17 protein-coding genes are annotated in these 18,488 nt (G+C 53.1%); 14 read left to right on the plus strand and 3 right to left on the minus strand.

Features of this window, described 5'->3' with window-relative positions; all coding sequences use genetic code 11:
• A complete protein-coding gene (locus EVJ30_RS05925; protein WP_131457978.1) occupies positions 1-2,142 on the plus strand; it encodes a DNA internalization-related competence protein ComEC/Rec2 in 2,142 nt (713 codons plus the stop codon).
• 53 nt (positions 2,143-2,195) lie between these two features.
• On the opposite strand, the gene EVJ30_RS05930 is transcribed toward EVJ30_RS05925, so the two are convergent.
• Positions 2,196-2,360, minus strand: a complete 165-nt coding sequence (locus EVJ30_RS05930) for a YqzM family protein (RefSeq protein ID WP_016508105.1) — start codon at positions 2,358-2,360, stop codon at positions 2,196-2,198.
• A gap of 97 nt (positions 2,361-2,457) precedes the next feature.
• On the opposite strand from EVJ30_RS05930, the gene holA reads away from it, so the two are divergent.
• Positions 2,458-3,462, plus strand: coding sequence for a DNA polymerase III subunit delta (gene holA / locus EVJ30_RS05935; RefSeq protein ID WP_083273932.1), 1,005 nt, complete (start codon positions 2,458-2,460; stop codon positions 3,460-3,462).
• 9 nt (positions 3,463-3,471) lie between these two features.
• Positions 3,472-3,903 (plus strand): GNAT family N-acetyltransferase, encoded by a 432-nt coding sequence (locus EVJ30_RS05940; RefSeq protein ID WP_131468366.1) that lies wholly within the window; start codon positions 3,472-3,474, stop codon positions 3,901-3,903.
• Between the two features lie 30 nt (positions 3,904-3,933).
• Here the strand turns inward: EVJ30_RS05940 and rpsT are convergent, their stop codons facing one another.
• Positions 3,934-4,194, minus strand: a complete 261-nt coding sequence (rpsT, locus tag EVJ30_RS05945) for a 30S ribosomal protein S20 (RefSeq protein ID WP_034778152.1) — start codon at positions 4,192-4,194, stop codon at positions 3,934-3,936.
• Positions 4,195-4,413: 219 nt separating this feature from the next.
• Here rpsT and lepA point away from each other — a divergent pair, with 219 nt between their 5' ends.
• The 5 genes from lepA (at position 4,414) to hemW (ending at position 10,980) form a co-directional block, all read left to right on the plus strand.
• Positions 4,414-6,237: a translation elongation factor 4 gene (lepA, locus tag EVJ30_RS05950; protein ID WP_070326972.1), complete on the plus strand. Its 1,824-nt coding sequence runs from the start codon at positions 4,414-4,416 to the stop codon at positions 6,235-6,237.
• A gap of 107 nt (positions 6,238-6,344) precedes the next feature.
• Positions 6,345-7,421 carry a 3-phosphoserine/phosphohydroxythreonine transaminase gene (gene serC, locus EVJ30_RS05955; protein ID WP_131457980.1) on the plus strand — a complete coding sequence of 359 codons (1,077 nt, stop codon included), beginning with the start codon at positions 6,345-6,347 and terminating at the stop codon, positions 7,419-7,421.
• Positions 7,399-8,562, plus strand: coding sequence for a phosphoglycerate dehydrogenase (locus EVJ30_RS05960; protein ID WP_070326974.1), 1,164 nt, complete (start codon positions 7,399-7,401; stop codon positions 8,560-8,562). The genes serC and EVJ30_RS05960 overlap by 23 nt, the downstream gene beginning before the upstream one ends.
• 12 nt (positions 8,563-8,574) lie before the next feature.
• The gene (locus tag EVJ30_RS05965) at positions 8,575-9,759 is read left to right on the plus strand and encodes a DUF1015 domain-containing protein (protein ID WP_131468368.1); all 1,185 of its coding nucleotides are present in this window, start codon (positions 8,575-8,577) and stop codon (positions 9,757-9,759) included.
• Positions 9,760-9,825: 66 nt separating this feature from the next.
• Positions 9,826-10,980: a radical SAM family heme chaperone HemW gene (gene hemW, locus EVJ30_RS05970; RefSeq protein WP_070326976.1), complete on the plus strand. Its 1,155-nt coding sequence runs from the start codon at positions 9,826-9,828 to the stop codon at positions 10,978-10,980.
• Between the two features lie 37 nt (positions 10,981-11,017).
• Here the strand turns inward: hemW and EVJ30_RS05975 are convergent, their stop codons facing one another.
• Positions 11,018-11,623: a DUF1054 domain-containing protein gene (locus EVJ30_RS05975; RefSeq protein ID WP_070326977.1), complete on the minus strand. Its 606-nt coding sequence runs from the start codon at positions 11,621-11,623 to the stop codon at positions 11,018-11,020.
• Positions 11,624-11,815: 192 nt separating this feature from the next.
• On the opposite strand from EVJ30_RS05975, the gene hrcA reads away from it, so the two are divergent.
• The 6 genes from hrcA (at position 11,816) to EVJ30_RS06005 (ending at position 18,207) form a co-directional block, all read left to right on the plus strand.
• Positions 11,816-12,838 (plus strand): heat-inducible transcriptional repressor HrcA, encoded by a 1,023-nt coding sequence (gene hrcA, locus EVJ30_RS05980; protein WP_070326978.1) that lies wholly within the window; start codon positions 11,816-11,818, stop codon positions 12,836-12,838.
• 17 nt (positions 12,839-12,855) lie between these two features.
• Positions 12,856-13,431: a nucleotide exchange factor GrpE gene (gene grpE, locus EVJ30_RS05985; RefSeq protein WP_131468370.1), complete on the plus strand. Its 576-nt coding sequence runs from the start codon at positions 12,856-12,858 to the stop codon at positions 13,429-13,431.
• Positions 13,432-13,460: 29 nt separating this feature from the next.
• The gene (dnaK, locus tag EVJ30_RS05990) at positions 13,461-15,284 is read left to right on the plus strand and encodes a molecular chaperone DnaK (RefSeq protein ID WP_070326980.1); all 1,824 of its coding nucleotides are present in this window, start codon (positions 13,461-13,463) and stop codon (positions 15,282-15,284) included.
• Between the two features lie 109 nt (positions 15,285-15,393).
• Positions 15,394-16,500 (plus strand): molecular chaperone DnaJ, encoded by a 1,107-nt coding sequence (gene dnaJ / locus EVJ30_RS05995; RefSeq protein ID WP_131439963.1) that lies wholly within the window; start codon positions 15,394-15,396, stop codon positions 16,498-16,500.
• 18 nt (positions 16,501-16,518) lie between these two features.
• A complete protein-coding gene (gene prmA / locus EVJ30_RS06000; RefSeq protein WP_131468372.1) occupies positions 16,519-17,457 on the plus strand; it encodes a 50S ribosomal protein L11 methyltransferase in 939 nt (312 codons plus the stop codon).
• Between the two features lie 3 nt (positions 17,458-17,460).
• Positions 17,461-18,207 carry a 16S rRNA (uracil(1498)-N(3))-methyltransferase gene (locus tag EVJ30_RS06005; protein WP_131468374.1) on the plus strand — a complete coding sequence of 249 codons (747 nt, stop codon included), beginning with the start codon at positions 17,461-17,463 and terminating at the stop codon, positions 18,205-18,207.
• The last annotated feature ends 281 nt before the right edge of the window (positions 18,208-18,488 follow it).

Here is an 18,488-nt window from a genome sequence, read left to right on the forward strand (position 1 = left end):
ATGCCGATCTATCCATTGATCCCGATTGGTCTATTCATTGCTTGGAAGTCCGGGGCTTTTGGTGTCGTGCTCTTGTTCGGGCTAGCCTTGTTCCTGACGTGGCGTCGGCAAGCGGTCTACACACATGTCGGTGCGATCTCACTCGTTTTCCTAGTCCTGTTACAAAGTTCTACTCCGTCGGTACAAGAGGTACATGAAGCCGGGGACTCAGTCTTCGCCATCGAGAGCCGACGCGACAACGGTCACTCGGTTCGACTCTATGGTGAATCGAACGGGATGTCTGGGGTCTTGATCGGGCGCGAAGTCGAGCTCGGGCGGCCGGGTGAGACGTGTCTCGTCACGTTCGAACCAGTCCCTTTTTCACCGCTTCGAAATACAGGAGGTTTTGACGAGGCGAAATGGGCGCACGGGGCTGGATTGTCTTTTAAAGGGAAGGATGTCCATGTCGAGCGGTGTCGACCGAGTGACGGATTAAATGGGCGCATGCTGCGCTGGAAAGAACGTCAGCTCGAACGGATCGAAGCGACGCACCGTCCGGACGTGGCGCTTTATATGGAAGCGTTACTGTTTGGTGAGAGCCGATTGCTCGACGAGGAGACATCGTTCTCCTATCGTGTGACGGGTCTGCTTCATTTACTCGTCATTTCCGGGTCCCACATCGCCTTGCTCGTGTTTATGCTCAGGTGGATGTTTCGTCCGTTGCCGCTTCATCGGGAGACGAAACTTGGCCTCGTGATCGTCTGCGTGACCGCATTCGGTTGGCTGACCGGTTTTTCGCCGCCGGTGGCACGAGCCGTGCTTGTCGCTGACGTCGTGCTCATCTTGTCGCTATGCGGTCAGACGATTCGGGACCCGGTTCGTCTGCTCAGTTGGTGTGCGGCAGCCTTGTTAGCCGTTCAACCGTACTTGCTATGGAATCTCGGATTTCAGTTGACCGTCGGTATGACCTTGTTTTTGCTTTTAACACGGTCGATATGGACGAATCTGTTCAGCGTAGCGCTTTACGCCCAATGGTTCGGCTTGATTTTTTTATGGCAAATCCAGCCGGTCATCTCAATCTTTGCTCCGGTGTACAACGTGATTGCCGGATTGTTGATTTCCTGGGCGATTCTTCCGCTCGCGCTCGTCACTTATGTGATGCCGTCGTTCGAACCGACGCTCTATCCGATTCTCGACGGGTTGAACGGGATGTTTCAGATGCATCATACGTATCGTCCGTGGGTCCCGTTGCACGACATCACATTTTGGCATGCGGTCTATTTGTTCGTTTTGCTTGGGATTGGATTGATTCTATTAGATAAGAGACGAGCGGTCGGATGGGTCATTGCTTCAGTTTCGCTGCTTGCGCTGCACGTCTGGTTAGAATGGTCGGAGGAGCCGCGGGTGACGTTTTTAGACGTCGGGCAAGGGGACGCCATCGTCGTCGAGCAAGCCGGCATCACCGGTGTCATCGATGTCGGCGGCGTGTTTCAACATCCGGATGAGCAGAAACGGTCGACGTTCGACCCGGGTGCCGATGTCGTCGTCCCTTACATATGGAAACGAGGTGAGACCCGACTTGATTTCATTTTGCTGACGCATGCCGACCATGACCATATCGGTGGGCTGACGGGCGTGCTTGATCTGATTCCGGTCGAGGAAGTATGGATCGCGGCGGAAGTGGCCGATGAAACGAAGCGGCGGGCGTTAGTCGACGAGCTCGAGCCGTATGACGTGAACGTGCGGTTGTTAGAAGCAGGAGAGCGGCCTTATCCATGGATGTGGGTCGTCACACCGGTTGATGCGGGTGAGGACGAGAACGCGAATTCAGTGTCGGTTTTTATGAAAGTCGGAGACTTGTCCTATTTATTGACGGGTGACTTACCGGAGGCGAACGAGCGGTTGATCCCGACTGTCGACGTCGATGTGTTCAAACTAGGCCATCACGGGGCCGAAACGTCTTCCGGTGCTGACTTGATCGCTCGCATCGATCCAGAGTTTGTGGTCGTCAGCGTCGGCGCCAACAATCGATACGGTCATCCTCATCCAGACACGCTCGCCCGTATTCAGGGAAGGCGGTTGTTGCGGACGGATGAGGACGGGATGGTCGTCTGTGAGCGGGGAGGGTGTCAGGGGAGCGTGAGAAGGGCAGTCAGGCCATGAAAACTATGATAAACTAAAAAGCGATTGCTCCCCCGGGGCAATCGCTTTACGACTTAAAGACTTAAGAATTTGATGAGAACACCGATTGCGAAAATCGTGAAGAAAAAGCCGAACGGGACGATGAAGCCGATTGCTGAATCGATGGCATCGTTACGTTTGCACTGCACGTCGTTCTCAAACGGGTTTTCGCTTTGCGGGCGAACCGAGTTAATATGCATAGTGAGTCCCTCCTTAAAATGGTTCCGTTCTAAGTATAGCGAATCAAAGAAGGATAATCTATGTTTTAGATAAGAATAAATTGTGAAAGTGGTGTGTGTGTTGAATGAACCGTGGTTGCACAACGGGAAGTTGTCGAACGTATACGTCCTGTACGGGACAGAGAAGTACTTGCTCGAGACGTGGGAACGAGAAATCGTCAAGGCGGCCAGTCCGTCCGGCGACAAATTTGACGTCATGCAGCTCGATTTACATGAAACGTCACTCGATACGGCGTTAGACGAAGCTGAAACGGTACCGTTCTTTAGTGACTACCGCACCGTCATCGTCAAACAGGCCCAATTTTTAACCGGCGCCAAAGAAAAACAAAAGCAAAATCTCGAGCGGTTGACCGAGTACGTGTTGCAGCCGGCGCCTTACTCGGTGCTCGTCTTCATCGTTGAAGCGGAAAAACTCGATGAGCGGAAGAAAGTCGTCAAGCGCTTGAAAGAGCGAGCCATCGTCCTCGAGGCGAAGAAGCCGAGCCAAAGCGAGCTCATGCGCTACGTCAATGACGAGCTGAACCGGCGCAGGCAGTCGATGGAGCGGACGACGGTCGAACGCTTGCTATTCCTTTGTCAAGACGACTGGGGCAAGCTCGTCCGGGAACTGGAGAAGCTTCAGCTCTATGCTGGCGACGGAGCCAACATCCCGCTTGAAATCGTCAACGATCTCGTGCCTCGGACGCTAGAGGACAACGTGTTCCAACTGTCCGAGTATTTGGTCGGCCGACGGGCCGATTTGGCGCTGCGTCTCGTCCGTGATTTAGAAAAACAAGGCCAAGAACTGATCGGTCTCTTGGCGTTGCTCGCCCGTCAATATCGAAATATGTACCTCGCCAAGCAGTTGACCGAGAAAGGGTACGGCGAGAAGCAAATTGCCTCAAAAATTGGCGCCCACCCTTATACGGTGAAACTGGCGACGCAAGCGAGCCGTAACTTTTCAGAGGCACAGCTCGCCAAGGCGCTCACGCTCATCGCCGATGCGGACGAAGCGATGAAGACAGGACGGGGCGACAAGCAGATCGTGTTTGACACGCTCGTCTGTCAATTAACATTACTGTGAGGTGGTTGTATGTTGCAACAAGTGTTGCTTGAAGAAGTGATCCCGCTCCGGCATGAAGTACTGCGTCCAGGTTTAGCCGTTTCGACGTGCTATTTTGACGGGGATGACGCCGAGTCGACCCGTCACTACGCCTGGGCTGAAGACGGGCGTATCTTATCGATTGCGACGGTGATGCGACAAGACCGGGAGCTGTCTGGCGAACGAGTTTCGTTTCAACTGCGCGGCATGGCCACCGATCCGGCCGTCGCCGGGACGGGCGTCGGATCTCGTTTCTTACAGGCGGTCCATCGTGAATTGAACGCTTCTTGGTGGTGTAACGCCCGCGAGGTCGCGGTCCGGTTTTACGAACGCAACGGCCTCGTCATCGTCGGGGATCCGTTCGAAATTGAAGGCATCGGGACACATTACGTCATGCTATACAAAAAAACAGCCGGCTCCTGAACGGAGGCGGCTGTTTCGTTTGTTCTCTAATTAGAGAGCTGCGATACGAGCTGCGAGACGTGATTTGTCACGACCTGCTTTGTTTTGGTGGATGAGACCTTTTGCTGCAGCTTTGTCGATTTTCTTCGTAGCGAGGACGAAAGCTTCTTGAGCTGCTTCTTTGTTTCCTTCGACGACGAGAGTATCGACACGTTTTACTGCTGTACGCATTGCTGCTTTCTCTTGCGAGTTAGCGACGCGACGTTTTTCAGAAGTTTTTGCACGTTTGATTGCTGATTTGATATTTGCCATGTTATTTCACCTCCTGAAACAAGAAAGTGTATGTTCTCATTACTTCAAGTAATCATTCAACAGAACAAGCACAATTGTAGCAAACGGTTATTCGAAAAGCAACCACTTGATGATTATTCTGAAAACTATATGTGGTATTGTTGTAGTAGGTCGTACACATTAACTTAGGATTTTGATATAATGACACGGTATGCATGAGAAGGATAGGTGAACCCATATATGAATAAACAAGAATTAGAGAACCGTCAGAAGAAGATTCGCAACTTTTCCATCATCGCCCACATCGATCATGGTAAGTCGACGCTAGCTGATCGGATTCTCGAGAGAACTGGTGCGCTTACGGCGCGTGAAATGAAAGAACAGACGCTTGACGCGATGGATCTCGAACGGGAACGTGGCATCACAATCAAATTGAACGCTGTTAAATTGAACTATACCGCAAAAGATGGAGTTGAGTACATCCTTCATTTGATCGACACGCCTGGACACGTCGACTTCACGTATGAAGTCTCGCGCTCACTCGCGGCGTGTGAAGGTGCGGTCCTCGTCGTTGATGCCGCCCAAGGGATCGAGGCGCAGACGCTCGCAAACGTCTACCTCGCACTCGACAACGACCTCGAGATCATCCCGGTCATCAACAAGATCGACTTACCGTCGGCTGACGTCGAACGCGTCCGTCAAGAGATTGAGGACGTGATCGGACTGGACGCCAGTGATGCGGTGCCAGCTTCTGCCAAGGCAGGAATCGGGATTGAAGAAATTCTTGAACAGATCGTAGAGCTTGTGCCGCCGCCGACGGGAGATCCGTCAGCACCGCTTCAGGCTTTGATCTTCGACTCGTACTACGATGCGTATCGTGGCGTCGTCGCCTCGATACGAGTCGTCAACGGTTCGGTCAAAGTCGGGGATAAAGTCCAAATGATGTCGACCGGTAAATCGTTCGAAGTGACGGATCTCGGTGTCTCGACACCTAAACCGTTATCTGTGAAAGAGTTGAATGTCGGAGACGTTGGTACGCTCTCGGCATCGATTAAAACGGTTGGCGACGTTCGTGTCGGTGATACGATCACGCTCGCTAAAAACCCATCGACCGAGCAACTTCCTGGTTACCGTAAGATGAACCCGATGGTATACTGCGGTCTTTATCCGATTGATGCGGCCAAGTATAATGATTTGCGTGAAGCGCTTGAGCGGCTCCAGTTGTCTGATGCGGCACTCGAGTTCGAGCCCGAGACGTCACAAGCGCTCGGATTTGGTTTCCGTAGCGGATTCCTCGGTATGCTTCATATGGAAATCATTCAAGAGCGGATCGAGCGCGAGTTTGGAATCGACTTGATCACGACGGCACCGTCGGTTATCTATCACGTCACGACGACGTCAGGAGACGTCATCCACGTCGATAACCCGTCGAAGATGCCTGAGCAACAAAAAGTTGAATTGATCGAAGAGCCATACGTCAAAGCGGCGATCATGACACCGAACGATTACGTCGGCTCGATCATGGAACTTTGTCAGAAGAAACGCGGCAGTTTTATTGATATGGAATATATTGATACGACCCGTGTTAAAATCACGTACGATATTCCGCTCAGTGAAATCGTCTACGACTTCTTTGATCAATTGAAATCAAGTACGAAAGGCTATGCCTCACTTGACTATGATTTGATCGGGTATCGTCCGTCACGCCTCGTCAAGATGGATATTCTCCTCAACAACGAGCTCGTCGATGCGCTCAGCTTTATCGTTCACCGCGACTTTGCCTACGAACGTGGGAAAGTCATCGTTGAAAAGTTAAAGGCGCTCATCCCACGGATGCAGTTCGAAGTGCCGATCCAAGCAGCGGTCAGTACGAAAATTGTCGCCCGGTCGACGATCAAGGCGTTGCGTAAAAACGTCCTTGCCAAATGTTACGGCGGCGACATCTCGCGGAAACGTAAACTTCTCGAGAAACAAAAAGAAGGTAAAAAACGCATGAAGATGGTTGGATCCGTCGAAGTGCCGCAAGAAGCGTTCATGTCCGTCTTGTCGATGGACGAAGAATGAGTGGTCGCCCTTATCCATGGATAAGGGCGATTTTTTTCATTTGGCAGGATTCGTGACGTCCGGTACGGAATAGTACCCACTTACAGAAAAATAGAGGAGGAGTAGCGGTGACCGTCTATAATTTTTCAGCAGGGCCGAGCGTTTTGCCAAAATCGGTACTACAAGAAGTGCAAGACGAGTTTCTGTCTTATCAAAAAACGGGTGTCTCGATCGTCGAGATGAGCCACCGCTCGGAGCGCTTCATTGCGATTACCGAGGCGCTCGAAGCGAGGCTGCGGAGGTTGATGGACATCTCAGACGATTACGCCGTCCTTTGGCTGCAAGGCGGGGCGACGCTCCAGTTCTCGATGATTCCGATGAACTTGCGTACGACAGGGCGTTTCGCTTATCTCGACAGCGGCACGTGGTCGAAAAAAGCGATCGCTGATGCCCGCCACTATGGGGACGTCGCCGTCGTCGGCAGTTCGGCGAGTTCGAACTATCGGGAACTGCCTGACTATGAAGGGGATGGCGAGACCGCCGATTATCTCCATTTGACGTTGAACAATACAATCGAAGGGACACGTTATACGATGCTTCCGGATACAGGCATCCCGCTCGTCGCGGACGTGTCCTCCAATATTTTGGCAGAATCGATCGACGTGAGCCGCTACGGTCTGCTGTACGCAGGCGCCCAAAAAAATATCGGACCGGCCGGGTTAAGCGTCGTCATCATTCGTCGCGACTTGATTGTCGACCGCGATTTGCCAAGTTATTTGAACTACGCCCGTCACACCGACACCGTTTTGAACACACCGGCGACGTTTAGCATGTATGTCGCCGAACGGGTTCTCGCCTGGGTCGAACGGACGGGTGGCGTCGCCGAGATGGAACGGCGCAACCGTGAGAAGAGCGCGCGATTGTATGCTTATTTAGACGGCTCAACGTTGTTCCGGTCGCTCGTCACAGGAGATATCCGTTCATTGACGAATATTCCGTTCACGACGGGACGGGACGAGACGGATCGAGCGTTTCAACAGTTCGCCGAGGAACGTGGATTGATCGAACTTGGTGGCCACCGTTCGGTCGGAGGGCTGCGAGCCAGTCTTTACAACGCGATGCCGCTCGAAGGAGTCGTTCGTCTAGTCGAAGTGATGCAAGCATTTGAACAGGAGGGATACGATGTTCCACATCAAAACATATAATCAAATCGCATCAGCCGGGCTAGAGCGTTTTGAGCCGAGAGAATACGCCGTCAACGCAGTGGAGCAGGCCGATGCCTGGGTCATTCGGAGCCATGACGTTCACGACGCCGAGATTCCCCCGTACTTGCTCGCGATCGCCCGGGCCGGGGCTGGGGTGAACAACATCCCGCTTGAGCGCTTGGCGCGTCAAGGCGTCGTCGTGTTCCATACACCAGGGGCGAACGCGAACGCGGTCAAAGAACTCGTACTCGCGAGCATGCTTTTATCGGTCCGGCCGATCCTTGAAGGCGCGCGTTGGGTGAACGAGCAAACGTTCCCAAGCCAAGCGTTACTTGAGCGGGCGATGGAAGACGAGAAGCGCCGTTTCGTCGGCTCTGAATTACGAGGCAAGAAGGTCGGCATCGTCGGCCTCGGTGCGATCGGGGCGTCGCTCGCGAACGACCTGCTCCAGCTCGGTGTCGACGTCGTCGGGTACGACCCGCATTTATCGGTCGATGGGGCGTGGAACGTATCGAAGCAAGTAAAACGAGCCAAGCACTTGGACGACTTGCTCAGAGACGTCGATTTGCTCTCAATCCATATGCCGCTCACGGACGACACACGCAACTTGATCGACGCTAGTTGGTTCAAACGGATGAAGCCTGGGGTGACGTTATTGAACTTCGCCCGTGGCGAGCTCGTGAACGACGCTGATTTGATTGAGGCGTTACAAGATAAAGTGGCGACGTACATTACAGACTTCCCGCAACAGGCGTTACTCGGCCATCCTCAAGTCGTCGCTTTTCCGCATCTTGGGGCTTCGACACGAGAATCCGAAGTGAATTGCGCGATTCAAGCCGTCGATACGCTGAAACTGTATTTAGAGACCGGAAACATCCGGAATTCCGCTAACTTCCCGGACACTGAACTTCCTTACGTCGGCAAGCGACGCTTGGCGGTGCTGCACTTGAACGTCCCGAACATGGTCGGTCAAATCGCGAGCCGGCTCGCCGAGAACGGGATCAACATCGATAACATGGTGAATCGCAGCCGGAACGATGTAGCCTACACGATGATCGACATCGATAACCATAAACAAGAAGAACTGTCCGTGCATGCTTTGTACGACATCGAGGGCGTCATGCGCGTCCGCGAATTTTAAGGAGGGATCAATATGGTCATATTTAAACCGTTTAAACCGTATATGCCGGCCCATCCTGAAGCTGTGGCGGCCGACCCGTACGACATCGTGAACGTCGAACAGGCACGAGGAGACGTCGAGCGACGTCCGAACTCATTTCTCTCGGTCGATAAGCCGGAACTGTTTGCCGCTGACCTGTCACTCGAAGCGTGGGGACGACGTGCGAGGACCGAGTTGGAACGGTTGTACGCGACTGAACTGACGGAACAGGCAAACGGCTTTTACGTGTATCGGCTGACGAATCAAGGGCGGCGTCAAACCGGTCTCGTGGCGACGTTTTCGGTCGCGGATTATGAGGCGGGCCGCATCAAGATCCATGAACATACACGAGAAGTGAAAGAGCGGGAACGGGTCGAACATGTGGCGGCGACGAAAGCGCACACCGGACCGATTTTACTGAGCCATGAGCCGGACGAGGCGTTACGGCGTATCCTTGAAGCCGCCACGAACGAACGACCTCTATTTTCCTTCACGGACAGTCAAGGTGTCTTGCACGAAGGCTATGCGGTACCGCCGAAAGACCAGGCGCGTGTCATTATGATCGGGGCGACGATCCCGTCCATCTATATCGCCGACGGGCATCATCGGGCCAAAGCGGCGGCTGTCGTCGCGGCGCTAGAACTGCCTGAAGGTGAATCGAAACTAGAGCGCGATCACTTTTTAGGTGTGCTCTTCCCGAGCGACGAGTTGACGATCTTGCCGTACCATCGCCTGTTGACCGATGTTACGCCTGAAGAAGTCGCGGCTTTATTGGACGGGATTTCGTTCTCGTACGAAGTGGTGTCGACCGACGGCCTCGTCGTTCCGCAAGCGCGCGGTTCGTTCGGATTGTCTTACCGCGGTAAACAGTATGAGTTGACGAAACGACAGTCGACCGCGGCTCTCGACGTTGCCACGCTACAACGGGATATTCTCGAACCGTACTTCGGAGTGGACGATGTCCGGACCGATAAACGGATTGACTTCGTCGGCGGCTCAGACGCCGCCTTACAACTGGAACGGTTGGCCGAGCGACCGGATGTCGTCGTGTTGACATGTCATGCTACGGCGATGGGAGAGTTGATGCAGGTCGCCGATGAATCCGGACAGATGCCACCGAAATCGACTTGGTTCGATCCGAAACTGAAGAGCGGATTGTTCATCCATCGTTTCGATTGAATGCAGACAGTGGCGTCAAGACGTAAAAAGCGTTATAAATGGAAGGAGAAGAAAGGGGTGGCCGCCATGGCTAAAGCCGTATATCTTCACATTCCATTTTGTGAACATATTTGTTATTACTGCGATTTCAACAAGGTGTTCTTAAAGAACCAACCGGTTGATGACTATTTAGATGCGTTAGAACGAGAGATTGTCCTATCGCTTGAACAATATCCGACAGATGAGATCGAGACGATCTTTATCGGCGGAGGAACGCCGACCGCGCTCGATGAGGTGCAGATGAAACGTCTCATGGACATGGTCGAGCGGCACTTGCTCCCGCTCGCTACAAAGAATATAGAATACTCGGTCGAGGCGAATCCGAACTTTGTGAGCGCCGAAAAGCTCGATACGATGAAACGAGGCGGTGTCAACCGCGTCAGTTTCGGCGTCCAGACGTTCGACGACGGCGGGCTTGAACGGATCGGGCGGACGCATCGGGCGGATGACGTGTTCGCGACGGTAACGGAGGCGGCGAAACGGTTCGACAACATCTCGATCGACCTCATGTTCGGACTACCGGAGCAGACGCTCGAACAGATCGAACGGGACCTCGACTTGGCGTTCAAACTGCCGATCCAACACGTCTCGTCCTATTCCTTGATCCTCGAACCGCACACCGTCTTCGCGATTCAAGACCGCAAAGGTAAGCTTCGTCTGCCGGGTGAGGACATCGAAGTCGCCATGTACTTGAAAGTCATGGAGACGCTCGAACGCCGTGGGCTCAAGCAGTATGAGATCTCGAACTACAGTGTCGAGGGACGGGAGAGCCGTCACAACCAAGTGTATTGGCGGAACGAGGAGTATTACGGCTTCGGAGCCGGGGCTCACAGTTACTTGAACGGCGAGCGCCGGGCGAACGTCGCGCCGATCCCGCACTATATCAAGGCGGAAGGTTTACCGGTTCGAAGTACGACGACACTCGAGACGTTCGAGCGGATGGAAGAAGAGTTGTTTCTCGGACTCCGGATGCGCAGCGGTGTGTCGTTCGAGACGTTCGAAACGAAGTACGGTGTCTCGATGGAGTCGGTGTTCGGGCACGTCTTGTCCGAACTGAAAGCGAAACAGTTGATTGAAACGACGGACACGCACGTCCGGTTGACCGAGTCGGGACTCCCGCTCGCCAACGAGGCGTTCGCGGCATTCATCGGTGAGGCACGATTAAATGATGTGACAACGTAAAAACAGGCGAATCCGATGTCGGATTCGCCTGTTTTAGTTAGAGAACGAGCTCGCGGTAGATCGGCATGAGCCGTCCGAACGTGTCCTCGACAAGGGCGAGGAACGCCGCTTCGTTTTGGAGGATCGAGGCATCGGCCGAAAGTTGACGACCGATCAAGAAGTCGGCTTTTTTGACGGTCGCGAAGCGCTCGACGATGGCATCGATTGACGCAGAGGACGTCTCTTCGATCAAGAACGCCTCTTTTTTCATATGATCGCCGGCAAGATGGAAGTCGGGAAATTCATGTTTAAAGTCGATTGTCATGAGTCGTTTGCCGATTGCTTCTTTGTTCGGCATCTCATAGATGAAGGCAAGCCAGACGAAGACACGGTCGTCGAACAGACCGACTTGGAAATGCGGATGTTTCTTATAGCCACGTTTATCGTGACAGATCGCCATCCACGTATCTTTCGGCGGATTGACCGTCCGGCGGGCGTGCTTGGCGACGTGGAGATAGAGCGGGATGCCGACGTCGGCTTCAAGCTGCGGACCGACCTCGTCATAGATGCGATGGAACAGCGGTTGAATGTCCGCGCGAATACCTGACATGCGGGCGTCGAGCCCGTCTTGCGTAAACACGTTAAATTGTTTAGTTGTAAACATATGATCACCTCAATTCGTATCATACCGAAAGTGCGCGGAAGATGCATTTCGAATGACTTTCAATCGATGGAAAAAATGATGCATTTGAATTGACAAATAAGGAGAACATGATAATATTTGAAGTGTGATTAGCACTCAGTAAATATGAGTGCTAATAAAAGTGAGGCCAATCCTTCAGAGAGGAGTGATGTTGTGCTGACAGAGAGACAATTGCTCATTTTACGAGCGATCATTGATGATTACATTCAGACAGCCCAGCCCGTCGGTTCACGGACGCTTTCGAAACGGGATGACTTGTCGTTCAGTTCGGCGACGATCCGAAACGACATGGCGGATTTAGAAGACATGGGCTTGATCGAAAAACCGCACACTTCAGCAGGACGAATCCCGTCTGAAGTCGGGTATCGTTATTACGTCGATCACCTTGTCGAGACGAAACTCATCGACGAGCGGGAAACATATCGGCTCGGGGAACGCTTGCGAGCGTCCGCCCAAGAGTCAGAAGTCCTCATTCGTCAAGCCGCTGACCTACTCTCTGATTTGACCAATTATACGACGGTAGCGCTCGGTCCGAGCAGTCAGATGAACCGGCTGGCACGGATCGATTTGATGCCGCTCGATGAACGGCGCGGTGTCGTCTTGATCGTAACGGATCAAGGGCACGTCGAACATCGAACGGTCGTGTTCGAATCGCCGATGGCGCCGGATATGGTCGAACAAACAATCCGATTTTTAAACGATCGTCTAAAAGGAACTCCGCTCGGTCAACTGAAGTTCCGTATCGGAGAAGAAGTGTCAAACCTTCGCCTCGCTCATCAACAACAATATGAGTCGATGATGCAACTCATTCAAGCGACCGTCGGGGTACATCATCCGACCTCGCTGTATCTTGGTGGGAAGAAAAACATCTTCAACCAACCCGAGTTTCAAACGCTCGATACGTTACGTCCGTTCCTAGAGTGGATCGACGAGCAAGAACGGTTGACCGACTGGCTCGAATCGTTGCCAAATCGCGAGATTTATGTGAGCATTGGGAGCGAGAATGGGATCCTTGCGCTTCAAAATTGTAGCGTCATCACCTCGGACTATACGCTCGACGGCAAGACGTTCGGGACGATCGCGATGATCGGTCCGACCCGGATGGATTATCGGCACGGGGTGCGGATGATGGGACAAATCATTGAAGCGTTAAGGCGAACGAAACTAGAAGAGTGAACGAAAGGAGCCTCAATATGACTACTGAAAATCAAAACGGGCCAGACCAAGAAGAAGAAGTGCTCGAAGAGAAAGATTTCGACGCGTTGCAGTCAGAGACTGCGGACGCTGACGAGGTTTTAAATGCTGAAATAGTGGAAGAAAGTTCTGAGGGGCCAGATTTGCAACAAGAAATCGAAGCGCTCAAAGCGAGCGAGCTTCGGATTCGTGCTGATTTTGACAACTTCCGCCGCCGAACGAACGAAGAGAACGCGAAACGCGTCAAGTTCGCTTCGCAAGCCGTCATCGAGAAATTGATTCCGCTCATCGATAACTTTGAGCGTGCGCTTCAAGTCGAAGCGTCCTCAGACGATGCAAAGAACATTCAAGCGGGCGTCGATATGATCCACCGTCAATTGCTCGACGTGTTAAACGCCGAGAACGTTGAAGTGATCGAAGCGGTCGGTCAGCCGTTCGACCCGAATTATCACCAAGCGGTCATGCAAGAACCGAGCGATGAGTTCGAGTCTGGGATTGTAACGATGGAGCTTCAAAAAGGGTACACGTTGCACGGACGCGTCATTCGTCCAAGCATGGTAAAAGTTTCGGAATAAAATTACTTAACTAGATGGAGGAATAGACAATGGCTAAAATTATCGGAATTGACTTAGGAACAACGAACTCTTGTGTAGCAGTTATGGAAGGTGGCGAAGCGGTCGTCATCTCAAACGCAGAAGGGAACCGTACGACACCGTCTGTCGTCGCATTCAAAGGGGAAGAGCGTCAAGTCGGTGAAGTCGCGAAGCGTCAAGCGATCACGAACCCGAACACGATCCAATCGATCAAGCGTCATATGGGAACGTCACATACGGTCGAAGTCGACGGTAAGAAATTCACGCCACAAGAAATTTCGGCCATCATTTTGCAAAAACTTAAAAAAGATGCAGAAGACTACCTTGGTGAGTCAGTAACTGAAGCGGTCATCACAGTTCCTGCCTACTTTAACGACGCTGAGCGTCAAGCGACGAAAGACGCAGGGAAAATTGCCGGTCTTGATGTCAAACGGATCATCAACGAGCCGACGGCAGCGGCGCTCGCTTACGGCCTCGACAAAGGTGAAGACCACACGATCTTGATCTATGACCTCGGTGGCGGTACGTTCGACGTCTCGATTCTTGAGCTTGGAGACGGCGTGTTTGAAGTCGTCGCGACAGCAGGGGACAACCGACTCGGCGGAGACGACTTTGACCAAAAAGTCATCGATCACCTCGTATCCGAATTCAAGAAAGAGAACGGTATCGACCTCGCGCAAGACAAGATGGCGCTCCAACGGTTGAAAGATGCGGCCGAGAAAGCGAAGAAAGACCTTTCAGGCGTGACAAGCGCGCACATCAGCCTCCCGTTCATCACGGCAGGGGCAGCAGGCCCGCTTCACCTTGAAACAACACTCACACGTGGGAAATTCGATGAGTTGACAGCAGACCTCGTCGAGCGCACGATGGAACCGACTCGTCGCGCGTTGAAAGACTCAGGCCTCACGCCGTCTGACCTCGACAAGATCATTCTCGTCGGTGGTTCGACACGTATCCCAGCGGTCCAAAAAGCGATTCACGACTTCACGAAGAAAGAGCCATTCAAAGGCGTTAACCCGGATGAAGTCGTTGCCCTCGGCGCAGCGATCCAAGGTGGCGTTCTTGCCGGTGACGTGAAAGACGTCGTCCTTCTCGACGTGACTCCGCTTTCGCTCGGTATCGAGACGATGGGTGGCGTGATGACGAAGTTGATCGATCGCAACACGACGATTCCGACATCGAAATCACAAGTGTTCTCGACAGCGGCAGACAACCAGCCAGCCGTTGACATCCACGTCTTGCAAGGGGAACGCCCGATGGCGCCTGACAACAAGACGCTCGGTCGTTTCCAATTGACGGACATCCCGCCGGCACCACGCGGTGTACCACAAGTCGAAGTCAAGTTCGACATCGATGCGAACGGAATCGTTCACGTATCGGCGAAAGACCTCGGTACGAACAAAGAGCAGTCGATCACGATCCAGTCGTCTTCAGGTATCGACGAGGCTGAAATCGAGCGCATGGTGAAAGAAGCGGAAGCGAACGCGGAAGCAGACAAACAGCGTAAAGAAGAAGCAGAGCTCCGTAACGAAACGGACCAACTCGTCTTCGCGACGGACAAGGCGATCAAAGACCTTGGAGATAAAGTCGACGCAACAGATAAAGACAAAGCCGAAGCAGCGAAAGAAAAAGCAAAATCAGCACTTGAAGGTACAGACCTCGAAGCAATCCGTACGGCGAAAGATGAGCTATCTGAAGTCGTACAAGAATTGACGCAAAAAGTATATGCGAACATGGCTGAACAGCAAGGTGCTGAAGGCGCTGAGACACAAACAGAAGCGAAAGACGATAACGTCGTCGACGCGGAGTTTGAAGATCTCGACGATCGTAAATAAGGCAACCGATAGATTGGATGGCGCCAAAGCAGGTTTCTGCTTTGGCTCTTTCCATGTTAAGGTAGAATCGGTAAAATCGAACTTGAAACAGTAAAGAGGAGAGAGTAACGTGGCGAAACGAGATTATTATGAAGTGCTTGGCCTAGATAAATCGGCCTCGGCGCAAGACATCAAACGGGCCTATCGCAAATTGGCACGGGAATATCATCCAGACATCAACCAAGAGCCGGATGCGGCGGATAAATTTAAAGAGCTCGGCGAGGCGTATGAAGTGCTGTCAGACGAGCAGAAACGGGCTCAATATGACCGCTTCGGATTTGAAGGAGCGAGCCAGTTCGGAGGCGGCGGTGACTTCCAAGGCGGATTCGGCGACATCTTCGACATGTTCTTCGGCGGCGGCGGACGTCGTCAAGACCCGAACGCACCGCGACGCGGAGAAGATTATCAATACGTCGTCGACCTCGACTTCATGGAGAGCGTGACCGGTAAGACGGAAACGATCGACCTTGAGATCGAAGTCGAATGTGACACGTGTATGGGTAGCGGTGCCAAGCCGGGTACGAAACCAGAGACGTGCGGCCGTTGTGGCGGTAGCGGTGTCGAAACGGTCGAACAGAACACGGTGCTCGGTCGCATGGTCAATCAGCGGACGTGTAGCCAATGTCATGGAACAGGCAAGACGATCAAAGAGAAATGTACGACGTGCCATGGCTCTGGTCACGTCAAGAAGACACAGCAAGTCGAAGTCAAAATTCCTGCCGGTATCGATAACGGCCAACAGATCCGCATGTCCGGCAAAGGTGGTCCTGGCGCTAACGGTGGCCCGGCCGGCGATCTTTACATCGTCGTCCGCGTTCGGGCGCACGAAATCTTCGAGCGTGTCGACCAGCACATCTCGATGGAGATGCCGGTCACGTTCGCGCAAGCAGCACTCGGCGCCGAACTCGAAGTCCCGACCGTGCACGGCAAGGTCAGCTTGAAAGTGCCAGCCGGAACACAGACCGGATCGAAATTCCGTTTGCGTGGAAAAGGGATGCCGAGCGTTCGCGGCGGCGGCAACGGCGACCAGTACGTCAATATCGTCATCATGACACCGACGAACATGACAGATCGTCAAAAAGAATTGCTCCGCGAGTTTGAAGAGATCAGCGGAGAAGCGGGCGTGGAAGAACAGCACGGCCTCTTCCAAAAGATGAAAAAGTTTTTTAGCCAGTAAAAGGAGCGTGTACAAGCGATGAAATGGTCTGAAATTTGTGTCCACACGACACAGCAGGCAGTCGAAGCCGTATCAAATTTACTACATGAAGTGGGGGCACAAGGTGTCGTCATCGAGGACGTCGAAGACTACGACCGGATGATGGCAGAAGATCATTTCGGAGAGATTTGGGACGAATCCGGCCGTGATACGTATCCAACGTCGGGTGTTCACGTGAAAGCGTACGTTCCTGTCTCAGGCGACTTACCGGACACGCTCTCGACACTGAAAAAAGAAATTGAACGGCTACGCAATATCTTTGAAGTCGGCGCCGGTACCGTGACGGCGCTCGAGATGGATGAGGAGGACTGGGCCCACTCGTGGAAGCAGTACTATAAACCGGTCAAAATCTCGCAACACCTCACGATCGTTCCGCTGTGGGAAGAATACGTGCCACAACCGGAAGAGAACGTGATCTTGCTCGACCCGGGTATGGCGTTCGGGACCGGGACGCACCCGACGACGATGCTGTGCATTCAAGCGATCGAGAACTATATCCAACCGGGTGACCGCTTGATCGATGTCGGGACGGGCTCAGGCGTACTTGCCATCGCGGCGGCGAAGCTTGGCGCGGAACGAGTCGAGGCGCTCGATTTGGATGCGGTCGCGGTCGAATCGGCCCGCCAAAACGTCGAGACGAACGGCGTTCTAGACGTCGTCGACGTCAAGACGGGTGATTTGTTGAAAGAGATGAGCGGCGAATATGACTTGATCGTCGCCAACATTTTAGCCGACGTCATCATGCTGTTCGTTGACGATGCATATGACCGTGTCAAACCAGGCGGCTATTTCATCACGTCAGGCATCATTGGCCAAAAACGGGATGAAGTGACGGAAGCGCTCAAGGCGGCTGGATTCTTGATTGAAGAGACGCGAGTCATGGAAGACTGGGTCGCCATCATCGCGAAGAAGGGGTAAGCCATGCAACGCTATTTCTTACAACGTGACGCGTTTAAAACAGATACGGTCGCATTGCCGCAAGACGTCGTTCATCATATCGGGACGGTGCTTCGTGAAGGTCCGGGCTATCGCTTGGTGCTCTTAGACGGTACCGGTTTTGAATATGAGGCCGAAGTCGTGACGCTCGAGAAGAAGACTGGCACGGCCCGTGTGCTCGAACGTCGTCAAGCGACGACCGAGCTGCCGGTCGAGGTGACGCTCGCCTATGCGCTCCCGAAAGGAGACAAAATCGAACTCGTCGCTCAAAAAGCGACCGAGCTCGGTCTGCATCACCTATGGGTATTCGAGTCGAAACGATCGGTCGCCAAATGGGACGCCAAGAAGGCGCCGAAAAAACTCGAACGCCTTCAAAAGATTATGCAAGAAGCGGCCGAACAGTCGTATCGCGCCGTCGTGCCGACGTCCCGCTATATGACACCTCGTGCGTTGACGGAAGACCTTGCCGCGTTCGATGCTGTCGTCATCGCCTATGAGGAAGAAGCGAAGCAAGGAGAGAAGGCGGCGTTCGCGTCCGTATTGCAAGCATTGTCACCTGGGTCCAAGCTACTCCTCATCGTCGGGCCGGAAGGCGGTTTTACCGAGTCGGAAGTGAACGAGTGGACGGAACGTGGGGCACGGGTCTGTGCGTTTGGACCACGCATCTTGCGTTCGGAGACGGCCCCGCTCTATGCGCTCGCAGCTGTCTCTTATGCACTCGAATTGAATTAACACGTTAAACGGCTCTCGCGAATGCGGGAGCCGTTTTTTAATAATTGTGAGGAAGTGTATCTTTGTTTGTAGTTAGTACATTATTATAGTTGACTGACCAGGAACAAATTGCGTTTTTCTGGAGGTGAAAAGGTTGTGTAGTGCAAAATAGGAGTGGTTCTTACGCAATGTTGGTGAACGATGATGAGCGACCGTCTGAAGTTGGTCGCTCATTTTTTTGCAATATCAATGAGCAGGGCTCGGCTCAGGATTGCGACAAAGTACCCGAATCCTGAGCAAGT

The organism is Exiguobacterium sp. SH5S13 (assembly GCF_004337085.1).
GTDB lineage: Bacteria > Bacillota > Bacilli > Exiguobacteriales > Exiguobacteriaceae > Exiguobacterium > Exiguobacterium aurantiacum_A.